Below are 15456 nucleotides of genomic sequence, written 5' to 3'. Positions count from 1 at the left end.
ATTAAAATTAAGCGAAAAAGCCTGAATTTTAAACATAAATCCAATTAGTTTGTCATCTCCTTCTTTGAAAAAAGCCTGCAATAAACCCAAAATCCATCTCCTATGCTAACTGGAATAAAAGTCCGGCTTTCTTTTATGATGTTCCTTGAATTCTTTGTTTGGGGCTCATGGTATGTGACAATGGGAACCTATCTAGGAGCCAATCTCGGAGCAACAGGCACTCAAATTGGAGCTGCTTTTTCGACTCAATCTTTTGGAGCCATCATTGCCCCCTTCATTATAGGGTTGATAGCAGATAGGTATTTTAATGCCGAGAAAATTCTTGGAATTCTTCATTTGACCGGAGCTGCATTATTATATTTTTGCTACACTTCAAATTCATTTGTTAGTTTTTACCCTTTCATTTTTATGTATATGGTATTGTACATGCCTACCTTGGCCTTGGTTAATTCCATATCATTCAGACAAATGAAAGACAATGCCAAAGAGTTTGCCCCGATCAGAGTTTGGGGCACAGTTGGTTGGATAGCTGCGGGCTTAGCTATCAGCTACCTTTTTTATTGGGATTCCGTAGACAGCATGAAAGATGGCCTATTGAAAAATACTTTTTTGATGGCATCAATTGCCTCTCTGGCTTTGGGTTTATTCAGTTTTACCTTACCTAAAACTCCACCAAGAGCAGATAAAAGTGAGAAAGTAAAGGTTTCTGATCTATTGGGTCTTGATGCGATAAGGTTATTGAAAGATCGCAATTTTGCAGTTTTCTTTATCGCATCCATATTGATTTGTATACCATTGGCGTTTTATTATCAAAATGCCAATCCCTTTCTTGCAGAAATCGGAGTAACTGACCCAACAGGTAAAATGACAATCGGTCAAATTTCAGAAGCTTTTTTCCTATTACTACTTCCCTTTTTCTTCAAAAGATTCGGCTTCAAAACAACGTTACTTGTTGGAATGATGGCATGGGTAGTCCGATATGCCCTATTTGCGATAGGAGATGCCGGAGGGGGACTGTGGTTGTTGATAGTAGGAATAGCCCTACATGGCATCTGTTATGATTTCTTTTTTGTATCAGGTCAGATTTACACCGATTCCAAAGCAGGACCAAAATTTCAGTCTGCTGCTCAGGGACTTATCACGCTGGCTACCTATGGAATAGGCATGTTGATAGGATTTGGCATTGCCGGATTTGTCACTGATTTATATTTACAATCAGATGGAACACATGATTGGAAGTTAATCTGGATGATTCCATCGGGTATTGCTATATTAGTGGTTCTATTCTTTTTGATTCTATTCAAAGATGAACTCAAAAACATTAAACCAATAATCAAAACAATTAAATCATGACTCAACTTAGTCGAAGAAATAGTTTGAAAAAGATCCTGTTAGGAACAGCCGCCGCGGGGAGTCTCCCACTTATGGGAGACTGTACCCAAGAAGACAAATCCCAATTGAAAGGAAATGTCAACCATGCTGTGTGCCATTGGCCTTTTAATCCTATGACCCTTGAAGAATTATGTGTTGGAATCAAAAAAATTGGTTTTAATGCTATAGATCTGGTTGGACCAAACAATTGGAATATTTTAAAGGCTAATGGAGTAGAATGTTCATTGTGCAATGGTGCTGACATGGGGATTGAAAAAGGGTTCAATGACAAACAATATCATTCACAATTGATTAAAGGATATACAGAGGTAATTCCTTTGGTTGCTAAAGCAGGTTATAAAAATCTGATCGCATTTAGCGGTAACAGGAATGGCATGGATGATGAAACAGGCATGAAAAACGCAGCAGAGGGATTGAAAAAAATCATGCCACTGGCAGAAAAAAATGGAGTTACTGTCATCATGGAACTTCTTAACAGCAAGGTGAACCATCCCGACTATATGTGTGATAAAAGTGCCTGGGGCGTTGAACTCTGTAAAATGGTAGGTTCGCCAAATCTTAAACTGCTATATGATATCTATCACATGCAGATCATGGAAGGTGACTTGATTAGAACGATTAAAAGAGATCATCAATATTTTGGACATTACCATACTGCTGGGAACCCTGGAAGAAATGAAATAGATGAGACCCAGGAAATATATTATCCTGCAGTGGTCAGGGCAGTTTTGGATACTGGTTTCAAAGGCTATTTCTGTCAGGAATTTATTCCCAAAGCAGAAGACAAAATGGCCTCTTTGGAGCAGGCCATCAGAATTTGTGACTTATAAAAATTAATGGATTGAAAAGTAAATATTATGGCAGATCAAACTTATGATGCAATAGTTGTCGGTTCCGGAGTTAGCGGTGGTTGGGCAGCAAAAGAATTAACAGAAAAAGGACTAAAAGTACTATTACTTGAAAGAGGACCAAATGTTGTACATATCAAAGACTACAAAACTGCAACATTGGCTCCTTGGGAAATCCCACATCGCGGCAGAAGAACAGTTCAAATGTTGGAAAACCATCCAAATTTGAGAAGAGATTACGTATTGAATGAATTGAATCTTGATTGGTGGGCCCACGAGTCAGATTCACCATATGTGGAAAAAAAGCCCTTCACGTGGTTTAGGGGATATCAGGTAGGTGGCAGATCTCTACTTTGGGGAAGGCAAAGTTATAGAATAGGTGACATTGATTTTGAAGCCAATTTAAAAGAAGGCATTGCTGTCGACTGGCCAATTCGTTATAAAGATTTGGCTCCTTGGTACAGTTATGTTGAAAAATTTGCTGGTATATCCGGAAATAAAGATGGATTACCACAACTGCCTGATGGTGACTTTCAACCCCCTATGCCACTCAATTGTGTGGAAAAAGATGTAGCAGAAAAAGTCAAGAAAGCATTTGATGGCAAACGTTTGGTAACCATAGGTAGAGTTGCCAACCTTACCCAACCATTGGAAGGAAGAACCCAATGTCAATTCAGAAACAAATGTTCTTTGGGCTGTCCATTTGGGGGCTATTTCAGTACTCAGGCTTCCACACTGCCCGCAGCCAAGAAAACCGGAAACCTCACTCTTAGGCCTTGGTCAATTGTCACAAAATTGATTTATGATAAGGATTCTAAAAAAGCTACTGGTGTTGAAATCATAGATGGGGAAGACAATAAAACCTATGAGTTCAATGCAAAAATCATTTTTCTCTGTGCCTCAGCATTAAATTCCGCAGCTATTTTAATGCGTTCTGCCACAGAAATTTGGCCTGAAGGATTGGGAAGCAGTTCAGGCGAACTTGGGCATAATGTAATGGATCACCATTTTAAATTGGGGGCTAATGGAATTGCAGAAGGCTATGATGACAAATACCATTTTGGAAGAAGACCTACTGGTTTTTATATTCCAAGATTCCGAAATGTTGATGGAGATAAAAGAGATTATATCCGTGGATTTGGATATCAGGGAGCGGCTAGCCGTTCGGGATGGAGCAGAAATGTCGCAGAATTAGGATTTGGAGCACCTCTCAAAGATGCCCTCAGTGAACCGGGGCCTTGGAGTATGGGCATGACAGCATTTGGAGAAATCCTACCTTACCATGAAAACCACATCAAACTTAGTAAAGATGTAAAAGACAAATGGGGGATTCCGGTCTTGGAGATGGATGCTGAAATCAAGGAGAATGAGACCAAAATGAGAGTGGATATGATGAATGATGCTGCCGAAATGCTAGAAGCAGCAGGATTGAAAAATGTATCCACTTTTGATGGAGGATACACTTTCGGTCAAGGGATTCACGAAATGGGTACTGCCAGAATGGGCAGGGACCCAAAATCTTCTGTACTTAACGGCAAAAATCAGGTATGGGATGCAAAAAACGTTTTTGTAACTGATGGTGCATGTATGACTTCGGCAGCCGCACAAAATCCATCTTTGACATATATGGCTTTGACGGCTAGGGCTGCTGACTTTGCAGTCAGCGAATTAAAAAAAGGAAATATTTAATCAAAAAAAGTTAAATCATGGCAATGAATAGAAGAGATGCGATAAAAAGCTTCGCAATAATGATGGGAGGCACTATGGTCGGAGCCAATGCCATCCTAACAGGCTGTGCTCCCGAAGATCAAATCGTGGGTCTTGAATTTACCCCAAAGGACATTGCATTCTTAGATGAAATAGGAGAGGCTATAATCCCTACCACGGATACTCCAGGTGCAAAAGCTACAAAGATCGGTGAATTCATGCAAATGATGGTCAAAGACACCTACAATGCAGAACAACAGCAAACCTTTATAGATGGTCTGAATTATATCAAAAAGGATTTCAAGTCATCCAAAGATAAGGACTTCATGGATGCCAGTGTTGATGAGCGGACAGCATACCTTAACGAGCTAAAAACAAAAGCAAACAACACAGAAGAAAGAGGGCCGGCAGTGATCGGCATGCTTCAAGACTTGACGGTATTAGGATATTTCACTTCTGAAATCGGGGCAACCCAACAATTGAATTATGTCGAAGTTCCAGGAAGATATGATGGCTGCATCGAATATAAGCCGGGAGATAAAGCTTATGCTATTTAATTAACGAATCAATAAACTCAAGAGACTGTATATCAACAGTCTCTTTTAATTTAAACCCAGAATGAAAAATAGAAGAAAATTTATTCAGATGAGTACTGTATTAGGTGCAGGAGTTTTTCTCCCTTTCCAGTTTTGCGCTTCTCCAAAAAAAGAAACTGTAGAGGACCAAGAAGCATTATTGGGAGCTACCAAAGGAATTTTAGATGATTTTGGGCTACAGCTTTATTCAGTAAAAGAAATTATGGCGGAAGACGCAGTCGCTACAATCAAAGCCGTCGCTTCATTCGGATATACTCAAATCGAAGGTTTTGATGGTGGGAAGGGGATTTTCTGGGGAATGAAAAATACAGAATTCAAATCTCTTACAGGTGACCTTGGCCTGGATTTCATTGCTTCTCATGTGGATACCTTTAAAGATTTGGAAACAATAGCTGAACAAGCCGGTGCGATTGGTATGAAATACCTCATCAATCCCTGGGTTGGCCCACAAAAATCTATGGATGCGTTTAAGAAATTGGCAGATGATTTTAATAGCCAAGGTGAAATATGCAAAAAGCATGGGGTCAGATTTGCCTATCACAATCACGGGTATACTTTTGAGGAGTTAGAAGGACAAATCCCGCAAAATTATTTGATGGAAAATACCGATCCAGACCTTGTGGATTTTGAAATGGATACCTATTGGGTGTATACTGCTGGATTTGATCCAATAGAATATATCAAGAAATACCCGAATAGATTTACTTTGGGACATGTCAAAGACAAGGATGGAGACATAGATTTTTCAGAGGCCAATGGCTCAATTATAGTCGGAAAAGGTATCATGGATTTTCCTGCCATTTTACGTGCAGGTAAAGACAATGGGATGAAATACTTCATTGTTGAACAGGAAAGGTTTGAGGGAACTAACCCAATGGAAGCGGCTGAAAAAAATGCTGCCTTTATGAAAAATCTTGTGTTTTAAAAAATAACTTTATTTCAAATCCCAGCACTCTTTGCGGATTCATTATAATAAATGATAAGCCTCATAGAATGCTGGGACATTACTTTTTACCTTACATCGTCTGATTTAGGAATATTACCATTGATCGAATCAATCAATAAAATCTGCCTTAATCGACCTTGAGGTATAGATTAAGAGATAGATAATAACCAAAAGTATCACCAAGGCAGCCACTTCAAATTGCGCCCAAATCCTCGAACGGTTGACCACTTTATCTGAGTTCATGGCAAGTTTTTGACCTTCCTCAATCTGAATTAGAGATAGTTTCTCTAAGTCGGAAACTGCCCTTTCGATATAGGAATTATACTCTTTTACAGATTTAGAATTAATACCTGATTCATCAGAATACAAAAGTGCATATTCTGATATTCTTAAGTTTTCCTGAATAATCCTTTTGAAATCTGTCAAAAACTGATCTTCACTTAAGGTGAGTTTGGTTTTCTCAAAGTCTTCAACAAGCAAAAGTATATCCTTTTCGTATTCGCTGATTTCATCAATCACATGACTATAATCGCTTTCAAACTCACAATGATTTACCAAGAGCTTGATTCGAAACAGTTTTTCGGAAATAGAAAATATATAACTCTCTACTACTAATCTATCTTCATAGAAAGAGATAAATGTGTCACCAAGCTCATTGAAGTTTTTTCTTTCAAGGATATTTTTACCGAAAATCATGACAATAATTATTGTCAAAACTATAGCAACTTTAAGTTTTCGGTTTTGGGGTTCATTTTTAGGCATAGCACAATCTGGGTTATAAAGTTCAAGTTTAAAGACACTTAACAAATCGTCTTTACTTCATTTGAAAATCTCTACCAATTAAAATTTTTGCATTGAGATAACCTAAAGAAATGGGAAATATTAAAATATTTCTAAAATTTTAATTCAAAGAAAAAAATTAAAAGCACTAAATAATTAAATCCATGAGATTCTAATTTACCCAATATTTCTATCTATCCATAAGCACAAAAAACCGCATAAATAAGAACACTAGAGAATATAAATAAAATATTCTATTTTTTCGTAATTTAAAAGATAATGAAAACCAGGATCTACATTCTCATCTCTATAGTTTTTGTGACACTTAACACCCCATTTGTTTTGGCTGTTGAGGAATCTGATGTTGATCATATTGAAATCCTTTTGCCATTGGCCGAAAAGCATTGTTTTTCATGTCACCATGATACAAAGAGGTCAGGTGGACTTAGCATCAAAAGTTTTTTCATGGGTATCAACGATTTTGAGAAGAGAATTGTAAGAGGAGGAAAAATCTGGACACACATCATTCAGACTGTTCAGTCTGGAGAAATGCCACCCGCCGGTGAACCCTACATGACACAAGAGGACCGGGATGCTTTTATATATTCTGTCAATTCCATTTTACTCAAGTCACTTTCCGCCAATGATCCTGGCAGGGTTGTCATTAGAAGACTCAGCCATACAGAATATGAGTATACTATATTGAATTTAGTAGGGGTTAATTTTGATGCCAAATCAAGATTTCCAAGTGACGGTTCAGGAGGCGCTGGATTTGACAACTTCCCAAATACTTTGTTCGTCACTCCACTCAAAATGGAGCGCTATTACGATGCCGCAGAAGAGATTATGGACCTTGCTTATGCTGATCCTGAAATCTGGAAAAGCATAGTCTCAAAGCCATATAAGAATAGTCTCTGGAATCGAATAACAAACTGGTTTGGAAATCTTTTTTTTGCCGAAAAACACATCGGGAAACATGTCATAGCTGCTGAGGAGGTAATTGTTCCATTTACAAGCAATGCCTTCAGGAGATTTCTGAAATCCGAAGAAAAACAAACCTATTTAACTCTTTTTAAGGAAGTTTATGAGGGAACCGACGGAAATGATAGGTTTAATGTGGCAATCAAAGAAACACTGAAAGCTGTTTTGATTTCACCTAATTTCCTGTACCGTTATGAAGAAGAACAGCCAGTGGACCATGCTTATGCCCTTAGTAATTTTGAATCGGCAAGTAGACTTTCTTTTTTTTTATGGTCTACTTTTCCGGACAAAGAGCTTTTTGAGGTGGCGTATCGAGGGAACCTTCAGGACCCTGTTGTAATCAGAAAACAGGTCAAAAGAATGTTGAAAGATAAAAAATCCAAACGCTTTTCTGAAAGTTTTGCTACCCAATGGTTTGGTGTAAATCGATTCAGAGAAGACATTACAGCTGACCCTGAAAGGTATCCTGAAATGACAGCTTCTTTAAGAGAAGCAATGTATAATGAATTGGTTGAGTACTTTCATTATGTGCTAACAGAGCGAAAAAATTTTCTGGATTTGATTGACAGTGAATATACATTTTTAAATGAGGAACTTGCCAATCACTATGGAATAGCCAATGTACAAGGGTCTGAATTCAGAAAAGTAGCTTTACATAATAATCCCCGGGGAGGAATATTGGGCATGGGAAGTGTCTTGACCGCTACATCGTTACCGATCAGAACAAGTCCTGTGCTTCGTGGCAAATGGGTTTTGGAAGAAATCCTCGGAACGCCTGCTCCCCCTCCTCCACCAGATGCCGGAGAATTGCCTGAAGAAGCCGCTGCTGATAAAAATGCAAGCATCCGGGATTTGCTGACTTTTCATAGATCCAAACCGGCTTGCATTAATTGCCATCAAAAAATGGACCCAATAGGCTTTGGACTTGAAAATTTTGATGCCGTCGGCAGATGGAGAGATAGCTATGGTCTTGATCCGATAGTGGCATGGGACACTTTGCCAAGCGGAGAAGTCTTCAATGGCCCGACTGAATTAAAAAAGATATTGGTGGGCAAAAAGGAATTGTTTGCCAGGACACTTTCAGAAAAAGCATTTACCTATGCCATCGGCAGAAATGTAGAATTCAAAGATGAGCTTTACATTCAGGGACTTATCAAGAACCTGATTGAAAACGATTTTAATACCGAAGAATTTATTATTGCTTTGGCAACAAGCTACCCTTTCAGATACAAAGTCAATGATGGGGCTGAGAAATTTAAAATATTGGCTAAAAACTAAATAATTATGGGAAATTGGCATATATCACGTCGCCGGATGCTTAAAGGATTGGGAGCAAGCATTGCACTGCCTTTTCTTCAGGCTATGGTCCCCCCTGGGATGAGCATTTACAACATGGAGAAAAAACCTATCCGGTTTGCCTGTATGTTTATGCCCAATGGTGTCAATAAATTTCATTGGACCCCTGAACAGTACGGGAGAAATTTCGAACTGACTTCCACCTTGAGACCCTTATCCAATGTGAAAGAAAACATCCTTGTTCTCAATAATCTAATGAACAAAGGATCGATTTTCCCCGGTGCCGATGGACACTATGCCAAAACCGCCAACCTATTGACCGGACTTCCGATTTATCAGACAGTCGGGGATAATTTACACAGCGGAGGTATTTCCTTTGATCAATTGATAGCTAAACACAAAGGTCAGGACACTTTGCTTGATTCCGTTCAGTATGGTATGGAGCGGATCAATGCAGGAATTGATGGTGCTGTTGGTTTTACCAGACTCTATGGCTCGACAATTTCCTGGAAAACTCCCACACAGCCATGTTCCAGGGAAATTGAGCCAAGAATGGCATTTGATAGGTTGTTTAGAAGCAGTCTCCCCGACTCAAAACCAAAGAATGATAAATGGAAGAAAAGCGTTCTTGACATTGTCAAAGAGGATGCAGATGCCCTACAAAGAAAATTGGGAAGGGCAGATCAGGATAAATTGGAAGAATATCTTGAATCTATACGGTCCATAGAAAAAAGGATTGACAATGAAGAGAAAATAAAGTCTTTCGAAAAACAGATCACTCCTGAAATACAAAAAGAACTTGTAGGCCTCAATCTTCGGATTGATGAATTCAACGAAACTTTCATTGGGGTAGATATTACAGAAAAGACACGACAGATGCTTGACATCATGGCTTTGGCCTTCTGGACGGACGCTACACGGGTTGGAACTTTTATGTTTGGAAATTCTGTAAGTAACCGTAATTTCTCTTTTCTTCCCGGTGTCCAAGGAAGTCATCACCAACTGTCTCATCATCAAAATCTGGATGATCAACTGGATCAATACCGGATCATCAATGAATGGCATGTCAACCAATATGCCTACTTCCTTGAAAAATTGAAATCTCTCCCTGATGGAGACAGTAATCTTCTAGACAATTCTATGGTTATGTTCTGTTCAGGTTTAAGGGACGGCAATGCCCACTCACCTTACAATTTACCAATTTTAGTTGGCGGAAAAGGTGGTGGAGGACTAAAGCCAGGTCAAAATCTGAATTTCGAAAAAGACACACCTTTAGCGAATCTTTACCTATCTATGGCTCGGGTCTTGGACATGCCTCTTGAATGCTTTGCAGACAGCACCGGGGAATTATGTGAAATTCATGTGTAAGTCAAATAAAGATTTATGATGAGTTCAAATTCAATTTTGACCAAGGTTAAAGCTATTTCAATTGAGTTCAGGTTTGTTTTATTAGGAATTGCCCTAGGAGTTCTTTTTTTACCTTTGATCAAACCATTTGAAATAGTTACCTCCGAATCTGTTTATTTTTTAGGGAGATTTCATCCTTTAATCATTCATTTTCCAATAGTATTGATTCTATTGGTCTTGATATTTGAGGTTCTTACCAAAACAAATATCCTTAAGATTCCCAATTTTCTAATAGGTATTATTCTTGGGACTAGCCTTATCAGTTGTTTGATATCGATGATTTTGGGTTTCTTGCTATACCTAACAGGGGAATATACTGGGGAAATTGTGCGGCAACATTTATGGGGTGGGGTATTATTAACATTTTCCGTTTCATTGTCTGTGTTTTTATTTTTGTCATTCCACCAAAAAAAATCCCAAAACATATACCCTTTCTATTTCATATTACTCGTTTTGGCAAATTTGACTTTGGTTTACACAAGCCATCAAGGGGGTTCACTGACTCACGGGAAAGAATATCTTTCAGAATACTTTCCATTAAAACTCCAACAAGCGGAATGGGAACCAAAACCAGTCGAGGAGATGCTAATTTATGAAGATGTCATAGTAGCGTTTATGGATAGAAAGTGCATGAGTTGTCATAATGAAAATAAAGCTAAGGGAGGTTTGATTTTGACTTCATTTGAGGACCTGGTAAAAGGCGGGAAAGGAGAGCACCCATCATTGGTGAAAAATTCCTCAATTGAAAGTGAAATGTATCGGAGGGTAACTCTGCCTGTCAATGATGATGATTTTATGCCTCCCGAAGGTAAACCATCACTTAATGATAATGAGGTCTCACTGTTGAAGTGGTGGATTGACAATGGCGCAGATCCCGAACTTAAAGTGATGGATGCATCTTTAAATCCAGAAATAGAATCAGTGGTCAAAGTTTATTTATCAGAACTTGGAATACAACAACGCAATCGATTTTTACAAAAACTCAATACAGGAAATCTTATAAAATCTTTGGATAAAACTGAAAATGTAGAATTAACAATTGACCCCTACGAAGAAAAATCCATTTTCCTTTCCATGAAATTCCCTCCCTCATCCTTTGGAGACAATGATTTATTAAACCTTCAACCCATTTTCCAAAGTATTTCAAAAGCCTCCTTTATAGGAAGCGACTTAACAGATGATGGATTTTATCATATAGGTCAAATGACCTCTCTAAAGGAACTATATCTTCAACAAACCCAAATCAAAGGAGATGGATTGTCACAACTATCAGTATTAACAAACCTTGAGCTCCTGGACCTTTCAAAAACACAAATAAGTGATGGAAACATTTTGAACATTTTGTTTCTTCCGTCTCTCCAAGATTTATATCTCAATGAAACATCAATTTCCAAAGAGGTCATTGATGCCATTAAAGAAAATAATCCTGCATTAAATATTCATTTGGAAAGAGGAAAATTCTTTTGAATTAAAATGTATAATGGATCTCAGCTTCTATGCCATTAACCCAATATTCTACTACAAACAGGACGGAAGTCCGAAGTCGGAAGACCGAAGTACCGGACATTTCAATCTTCTGACAAGAATTATATTGAATTGCCATTTTACTGGCATCATTGCGTAAAATTTATATTGCACTTCAATGAATCAGCATTGGAGTTTAAAACTATCACAAAAATAAAAAAACCTCCCTTTTGAGGAGGTTTTGTGATCCCGCTGGGATTCGAACCCAGGACCCATACATTAAAAGTGTATTGCTCTACCAGCTGAGCTACGGAATCAAATTGTTTTGCTCTACCATCCCGATAACTATCGAGATACGGAATCAAGTAATTGGATTGCCTTTTAATAAATTGAGCATCCCAGCAAAGAGATGCTCTGTATCAAAGTGATCCTGTCAGGAATCGAACCTGAAACCTTCCCGATAAGATCGGGATGCTCTATCCAATTGAGATACAGAGTACTTTAACTTGTTTAAAGTCACCCTGACCCCTTTCGTATTGTGATCCTGTCAGGAATCGAACCTGAAACCTACTGCTTAGAAGGCAGTTGCTCTATCCAATTGAGCTACAGGACCGGAATAAATTAAGTCGGGGTGGCAGGATTCGAACCTACGACCTCCTCGTCCCAAACGAGGCGCGATACCGGGCTACGCTACACCCCGAACTATTTTAAATTTTGTGAGTTTGACTTTTCAAACTTATTTTTTGTGATCCCGCTGGGATTCGAACCCAGGACCCATACATTAAAAGTGTATTGCTCTACCAGCTGAGCTACGGAATCATATTTATTTGCGCTACCATCCCGATAAATATCGGGATAAGGAATCAGGTATTGAATTCTTCGCTTTTGAAGATTTTTATCGTCTTATTTCCCAATAAGTCTTGAGATTGATTACTGACAAGAGGGCGATTTGATTTGCTTTTTTTTAAATCATTGCCGTAATTGGACTGCAAATTTAAGCCACTGTATTTAAAATGCCAAACCTAAATCGAATCTTTATCACAAAATTATTAATATTTTTTATCTGCTTTATACAAAGCTTTAATTGTCAGGCCGATATATCAAGACTCCAAAAAGCAGATTCTTTGTTTGTGACCAAAAATTATCAAGAGGCGATGATAATCTATGAAGATTTACTTCAAAATGATGAAACATACTCCTCTGCCATGCTCTTGAAAATGGCTTTTATTTCAGAAGGAATTGGGGATTATTCCAATGGCAGCTTTTACTTGGCCAAATATTATGATCTCAACCCAAACCCAAGAGTAATTACCAAAATCAAAACTTTGACAGAACAAAGTAATCTTATCGGGTATGAACTAAATGACAAGGATAGGTTTATGAAGTTTTTAACCGATCTTCAAATGGAGATCACATCTGTATTTTCTTTACTTCTGATCCTATCATTGATTTTATTATTTGTCTTTGGTAAAACCACAGACAAACCAAAATATTACCTCCCTAGCTTTGTTTTTTTAATTTTAGCTTTTTTAGCTAATAACTTCCTCTCTGAACCAAACACCGGAATTGTCACAGGAAGCCCCACTTTGGTAATGGACAAACCGACAGCTGCTGGAAAATTATTGAAAGTCGCTTACCCTGGGCATCGGGTTGTCATCAAATCTTCCAAAGACATTTGGTATGAAGTTACTTGGGGAAATCAAAAAGGATTTATAAAAAAAGAAAACATCACCCAACTATAAATTAAAAATCCAAAGGGTCAAGGTTTTTGAAATGACCGTTCATTTGAATTTTTTTCTTTGCAGCTTCAACATCACGTAGTATAGGGATTACTTTTAGCAAATGATTAATCATATGAAGGTTAATCTCTTCACCAGGAAATGCAACCAACTTCAATGGAAATAAAGGAATGTAGGTCTCCATATGTTGGATTAACTTGACTTATTCTTTTTGGTTACTCCAAAATGGGGAAAATTTAAAAAAAATTAAGTTTTATTTTGGTCAGATGCATTTACAATCAGGCTTTCTCAATAATTAAAATGTAAAAAACAAAACATGTCTATTCCTTTATTAGTGCTTCATGAAGGGTGAGCACCATTTGAGGTGACATATAGAGGTTTCTTATTTTATCTTTATAGTCTTCCTCAAATCCATCATTGTCAAGGATAAAATTTTTGTTTGCGAGAATCTGATGGCCCATACCACAGCCTATCGCATATCCATCTGCCGTCAATTCAGCTTCTGTAACCCTTTGCTTGGACATTAAATACCTGGCCCCAAAATGCATCATATCAGCAGTTGACCTATTCAAATAATCCATGACATGTCCCAATTCATGTCCAATCCATCCTACCAAAGCATCAAAAGGAACTTCTTCTATTGCTAACATCTCGCCATCACCAAAGACAAGTTCCCGAGTGATTTTAACCCTATATTTTCTTTTTTCTTTTCCATCTGCAAACAATGAAAATATCTTCGGCTGGGCCTGCATTACCGCTCCAGAAATTTTTTCTTTGAATTCAAAAGAAATATTCACTTCATCCAATTCAGGGAAATAAGACAAGGCCTCTAAAACAGGATCAAGTATAGCAATAGGTATTGCTTTATTCTTTAGCTTGACTATTCTATTTGCTTCAGGGTTTTCTTTATCGGGGTGATTAAAAGAACGGTCTGACTGGGTTTGGGGTAATTCTGGATTTCCCATAAAGAAAATCCATAGCAATAATAAATACATAACTCTTAACTCTAAACGCTTAATGATTTCAACGATCATTATAGCAAAAAAAATATCTTTTACCAAAAAATAGAGACTATAAAAAAAGGGGCTTTGAAAGCCCCTCTTATATTAGGATTATTTTCCGGCAATATAAACCAGAAGATCTACAACCTTATTTGAGTATCCCCACTCATTATCATACCAAGCTACTACCTTTACAAAGGTATCACTCAATGCAATCCCTGCTTCTGAATCAAAAATTGAAGTTCTTGGATCACCATTGAAATCTGTTGAAACAACTGCATCTTCAGTATATCCTAAAACACCTTTCATACTTGTTTCAGATACTTCCTTCATTTTCGCACAAATTTCCTCATAAGAAGCTCCTTTTTTGAGCCTTACCGTCAAGTCTACAACCGATACATTTGGTGTAGGTACTCTGAAGGCCATACCTGTAAGTTTTCCGTTCAGTTCAGGAATTACTTTACCCACTGCTTTTGCAGCTCCTGTGGATGAAGGAATGATATTTTGTGAAGCTCCTCTTCCACCTCTCCAATCTTTTGAAGATGGTCCATCTACGGTCTTTTGCGTTGCAGTGGTCGCGTGTACAGTTGTCATCAAGCCCTCTTCGATACCCCAATTGTCATTGAGAACCTTTGCAATTGGTGCCAAACAGTTTGTAGTACATGATGCATTGGACACAAAATTCATATCCGTTGTATATTTGTCCTCATTAACTCCCATCACAAACATAGGCGTATCGTCTTTGGAAGGAGCTGACATGATTACTTTTTTTGCTCCGGCATCGATATGCCCTTGCGCAGTTTCTTTGGTCAGGAAAATACCGGTAGATTCAACTACGTAATCAGCCCCAACTTCACCCCACTTCAGGCTTGCAGGACTTTTCTCAGAAGAAACTCTGATTTCATTCCCGTTTACCACTAACTTCCCGTCTTTCACATCCACACTTCCTTCAAATCTGCCATGTGTAGAATCATATTTAAGCATATAGGCAATATAATCTACATCGATAAGGTCATTGATCGCCACTACCTGAACATCACTTCTAGATTGTGCTGCTCTGAATACCAAACGTCCGATTCTTCCGAACCCATTGATTCCTACTTTAATTTTGCTCATAGTTATTTTATTTATTGTTGTATTGGTTCTGCTGTAAAAAGAAATTAATCAATTCTCAAAATATGAATTACATAAATAGTTATACTTTGTATAGGTGTAAAAATACCAAATTTATCCCGCTCCCCAAAATATTTAAAGGTTTGAAAATGAACAATTTAAAATTAAAGTAAATACAATCGATTG

At 37.9% G+C, this 15456-nt stretch carries 12 protein-coding genes and 4 tRNA genes; 9 read left to right on the top strand and 7 right to left on the bottom strand.

The window, feature by feature from the left end; all coding sequences use genetic code 11:
• Positions 1 to 102: 102 nt before the first annotated feature.
• From ACEW8U_RS10515 to ACEW8U_RS10495, 5 genes are all read left to right on the top strand, one after another.
• The gene (locus ACEW8U_RS10515; protein WP_373521994.1) at positions 103 to 1353 is read left to right on the top strand and encodes a nucleoside permease; all 1251 of its coding nucleotides are present in this window, start codon (positions 103 to 105) and stop codon (positions 1351 to 1353) included.
• Entirely contained in the window at positions 1350 to 2222 is an 873-nt protein-coding gene (locus ACEW8U_RS10510) for a hydroxypyruvate isomerase family protein (protein ID WP_373521993.1), read from the top strand. The genes ACEW8U_RS10515 and ACEW8U_RS10510 overlap by 4 nt, the downstream gene beginning before the upstream one ends.
• Positions 2223 to 2249: 27 nt before the next feature.
• The gene (locus tag ACEW8U_RS10505; protein WP_373521992.1) at positions 2250 to 3929 is read left to right on the top strand and encodes a GMC oxidoreductase; all 1680 of its coding nucleotides are present in this window, start codon (positions 2250 to 2252) and stop codon (positions 3927 to 3929) included.
• 17 nt (positions 3930 to 3946) lie between these two features.
• Positions 3947 to 4504: a gluconate 2-dehydrogenase subunit 3 family protein gene (locus tag ACEW8U_RS10500; RefSeq protein ID WP_373521991.1), complete on the top strand. Its 558-nt coding sequence runs from the start codon at positions 3947 to 3949 to the stop codon at positions 4502 to 4504.
• Between the two features lie 61 nt (positions 4505 to 4565).
• Positions 4566 to 5468, top strand: coding sequence for a sugar phosphate isomerase/epimerase family protein (locus ACEW8U_RS10495; RefSeq protein ID WP_373521990.1), 903 nt, complete (start codon positions 4566 to 4568; stop codon positions 5466 to 5468).
• A 129-nt stretch (positions 5469 to 5597) separates the two neighbouring features.
• Here the strand turns inward: ACEW8U_RS10495 and ACEW8U_RS10490 are convergent, their stop codons facing one another.
• The gene (locus ACEW8U_RS10490; protein ID WP_373521989.1) at positions 5598 to 6251 is read right to left on the bottom strand and encodes an MCP four helix bundle domain-containing protein; all 654 of its coding nucleotides are present in this window, start codon (positions 6249 to 6251) and stop codon (positions 5598 to 5600) included.
• A 297-nt stretch (positions 6252 to 6548) separates the two neighbouring features.
• Here ACEW8U_RS10490 and ACEW8U_RS10485 point away from each other — a divergent pair, with 297 nt between their 5' ends.
• From ACEW8U_RS10485 to ACEW8U_RS10475, 3 genes are read left to right on the top strand one after another with little or no spacing between them, the layout of a single operon-like run.
• Entirely contained in the window at positions 6549 to 8528 is a 1980-nt protein-coding gene (locus tag ACEW8U_RS10485; protein ID WP_373521988.1) for a DUF1592 domain-containing protein, read from the top strand.
• A gap of 6 nt (positions 8529 to 8534) precedes the next feature.
• The gene (locus ACEW8U_RS10480; RefSeq protein WP_373521987.1) at positions 8535 to 9914 is read left to right on the top strand and encodes a DUF1552 domain-containing protein; all 1380 of its coding nucleotides are present in this window, start codon (positions 8535 to 8537) and stop codon (positions 9912 to 9914) included.
• Between the two features lie 15 nt (positions 9915 to 9929).
• Positions 9930 to 11420 carry a c-type cytochrome domain-containing protein gene (locus tag ACEW8U_RS10475; protein WP_373521986.1) on the top strand — a complete coding sequence of 497 codons (1491 nt, stop codon included), beginning with the start codon at positions 9930 to 9932 and terminating at the stop codon, positions 11418 to 11420.
• A 241-nt stretch (positions 11421 to 11661) separates the two neighbouring features.
• Here ACEW8U_RS10475 and ACEW8U_RS10470 read toward each other — a convergent pair.
• The 4 genes from ACEW8U_RS10470 to ACEW8U_RS10455 all read right to left on the bottom strand — a co-directional run bounded on the left by ACEW8U_RS10470 (position 11662) and on the right by ACEW8U_RS10455 (position 12236).
• Positions 11662 to 11734, bottom strand: a tRNA-Lys gene (locus ACEW8U_RS10470).
• Between the two features lie 222 nt (positions 11735 to 11956).
• Positions 11957 to 12030 (bottom strand) — tRNA-Arg (locus ACEW8U_RS10465).
• A 13-nt stretch (positions 12031 to 12043) separates the two neighbouring features.
• A tRNA-Pro gene (locus ACEW8U_RS10460) sits at positions 12044 to 12117 on the bottom strand.
• Positions 12118 to 12163: 46 nt separating this feature from the next.
• A tRNA-Lys gene (locus ACEW8U_RS10455) sits at positions 12164 to 12236 on the bottom strand.
• Between the two features lie 311 nt (positions 12237 to 12547).
• Between ACEW8U_RS10455 and ACEW8U_RS10450 the strand changes: the two genes are divergently transcribed.
• Positions 12548 to 13159 carry a hypothetical protein gene (locus ACEW8U_RS10450; protein WP_373521985.1) on the top strand — a complete coding sequence of 204 codons (612 nt, stop codon included), beginning with the start codon at positions 12548 to 12550 and terminating at the stop codon, positions 13157 to 13159.
• A 317-nt stretch (positions 13160 to 13476) separates the two neighbouring features.
• On the opposite strand, the gene ACEW8U_RS10445 is transcribed toward ACEW8U_RS10450, so the two are convergent.
• Both ACEW8U_RS10445 and gap read right to left on the bottom strand, forming a co-directional pair.
• Positions 13477 to 14151 (bottom strand): hypothetical protein, encoded by a 675-nt coding sequence (locus tag ACEW8U_RS10445; RefSeq protein ID WP_373521984.1) that lies wholly within the window; start codon positions 14149 to 14151, stop codon positions 13477 to 13479.
• A gap of 117 nt (positions 14152 to 14268) precedes the next feature.
• Positions 14269 to 15273: a type I glyceraldehyde-3-phosphate dehydrogenase gene (gene gap, locus ACEW8U_RS10440; RefSeq protein WP_373521983.1), complete on the bottom strand. Its 1005-nt coding sequence runs from the start codon at positions 15271 to 15273 to the stop codon at positions 14269 to 14271.
• Positions 15274 to 15456: the final 183 nt, after the last annotated feature.

It is taken from the genome of Aquiflexum sp., from assembly GCF_041751335.1.
Taxonomy (GTDB): domain Bacteria; phylum Bacteroidota; class Bacteroidia; order Cytophagales; family Cyclobacteriaceae; genus Aquiflexum.
The sequence above is the reverse complement of the archived record's forward strand: the minus strand, read 5'-3'. Positions and strand labels throughout refer to the sequence as shown.

What these genes read in the sequence shown, in the direction of transcription:
- ACEW8U_RS10515 (WP_373521994.1), top strand. Translation starts at nt 103, where the DNA reads ATGCTAACTGGAATAAAAGTCCGGCTTTCTTTTATGATGTTCCTTGAA.
- ACEW8U_RS10485 (WP_373521988.1), top strand. Translation starts at nt 6,549, where the DNA reads ATGAAAACCAGGATCTACATTCTCATCTCTATAGTTTTTGTGACACTT.
- gap (WP_373521983.1), bottom strand. Translation starts at nt 15,273, where the DNA reads ATGAGCAAAATTAAAGTAGGAATCAATGGGTTCGGAAGAATCGGACGT.
- ACEW8U_RS10495 (WP_373521990.1), top strand. Translation starts at nt 4,566, where the DNA reads ATGAAAAATAGAAGAAAATTTATTCAGATGAGTACTGTATTAGGTGCA.
- ACEW8U_RS10505 (WP_373521992.1), top strand. Translation starts at nt 2,250, where the DNA reads ATGGCAGATCAAACTTATGATGCAATAGTTGTCGGTTCCGGAGTTAGC.
- ACEW8U_RS10490 (WP_373521989.1), bottom strand. Translation starts at nt 6,251, where the DNA reads ATGCCTAAAAATGAACCCCAAAACCGAAAACTTAAAGTTGCTATAGTT.
- ACEW8U_RS10500 (WP_373521991.1), top strand. Translation starts at nt 3,947, where the DNA reads ATGGCAATGAATAGAAGAGATGCGATAAAAAGCTTCGCAATAATGATG.
- ACEW8U_RS10445 (WP_373521984.1), bottom strand. Translation starts at nt 14,151, where the DNA reads ATGTATTTATTATTGCTATGGATTTTCTTTATGGGAAATCCAGAATTA.
- ACEW8U_RS10475 (WP_373521986.1), top strand. Translation starts at nt 9,930, where the DNA reads ATGATGAGTTCAAATTCAATTTTGACCAAGGTTAAAGCTATTTCAATT.
- ACEW8U_RS10510 (WP_373521993.1), top strand. Translation starts at nt 1,350, where the DNA reads ATGACTCAACTTAGTCGAAGAAATAGTTTGAAAAAGATCCTGTTAGGA.
- ACEW8U_RS10480 (WP_373521987.1), top strand. Translation starts at nt 8,535, where the DNA reads ATGGGAAATTGGCATATATCACGTCGCCGGATGCTTAAAGGATTGGGA.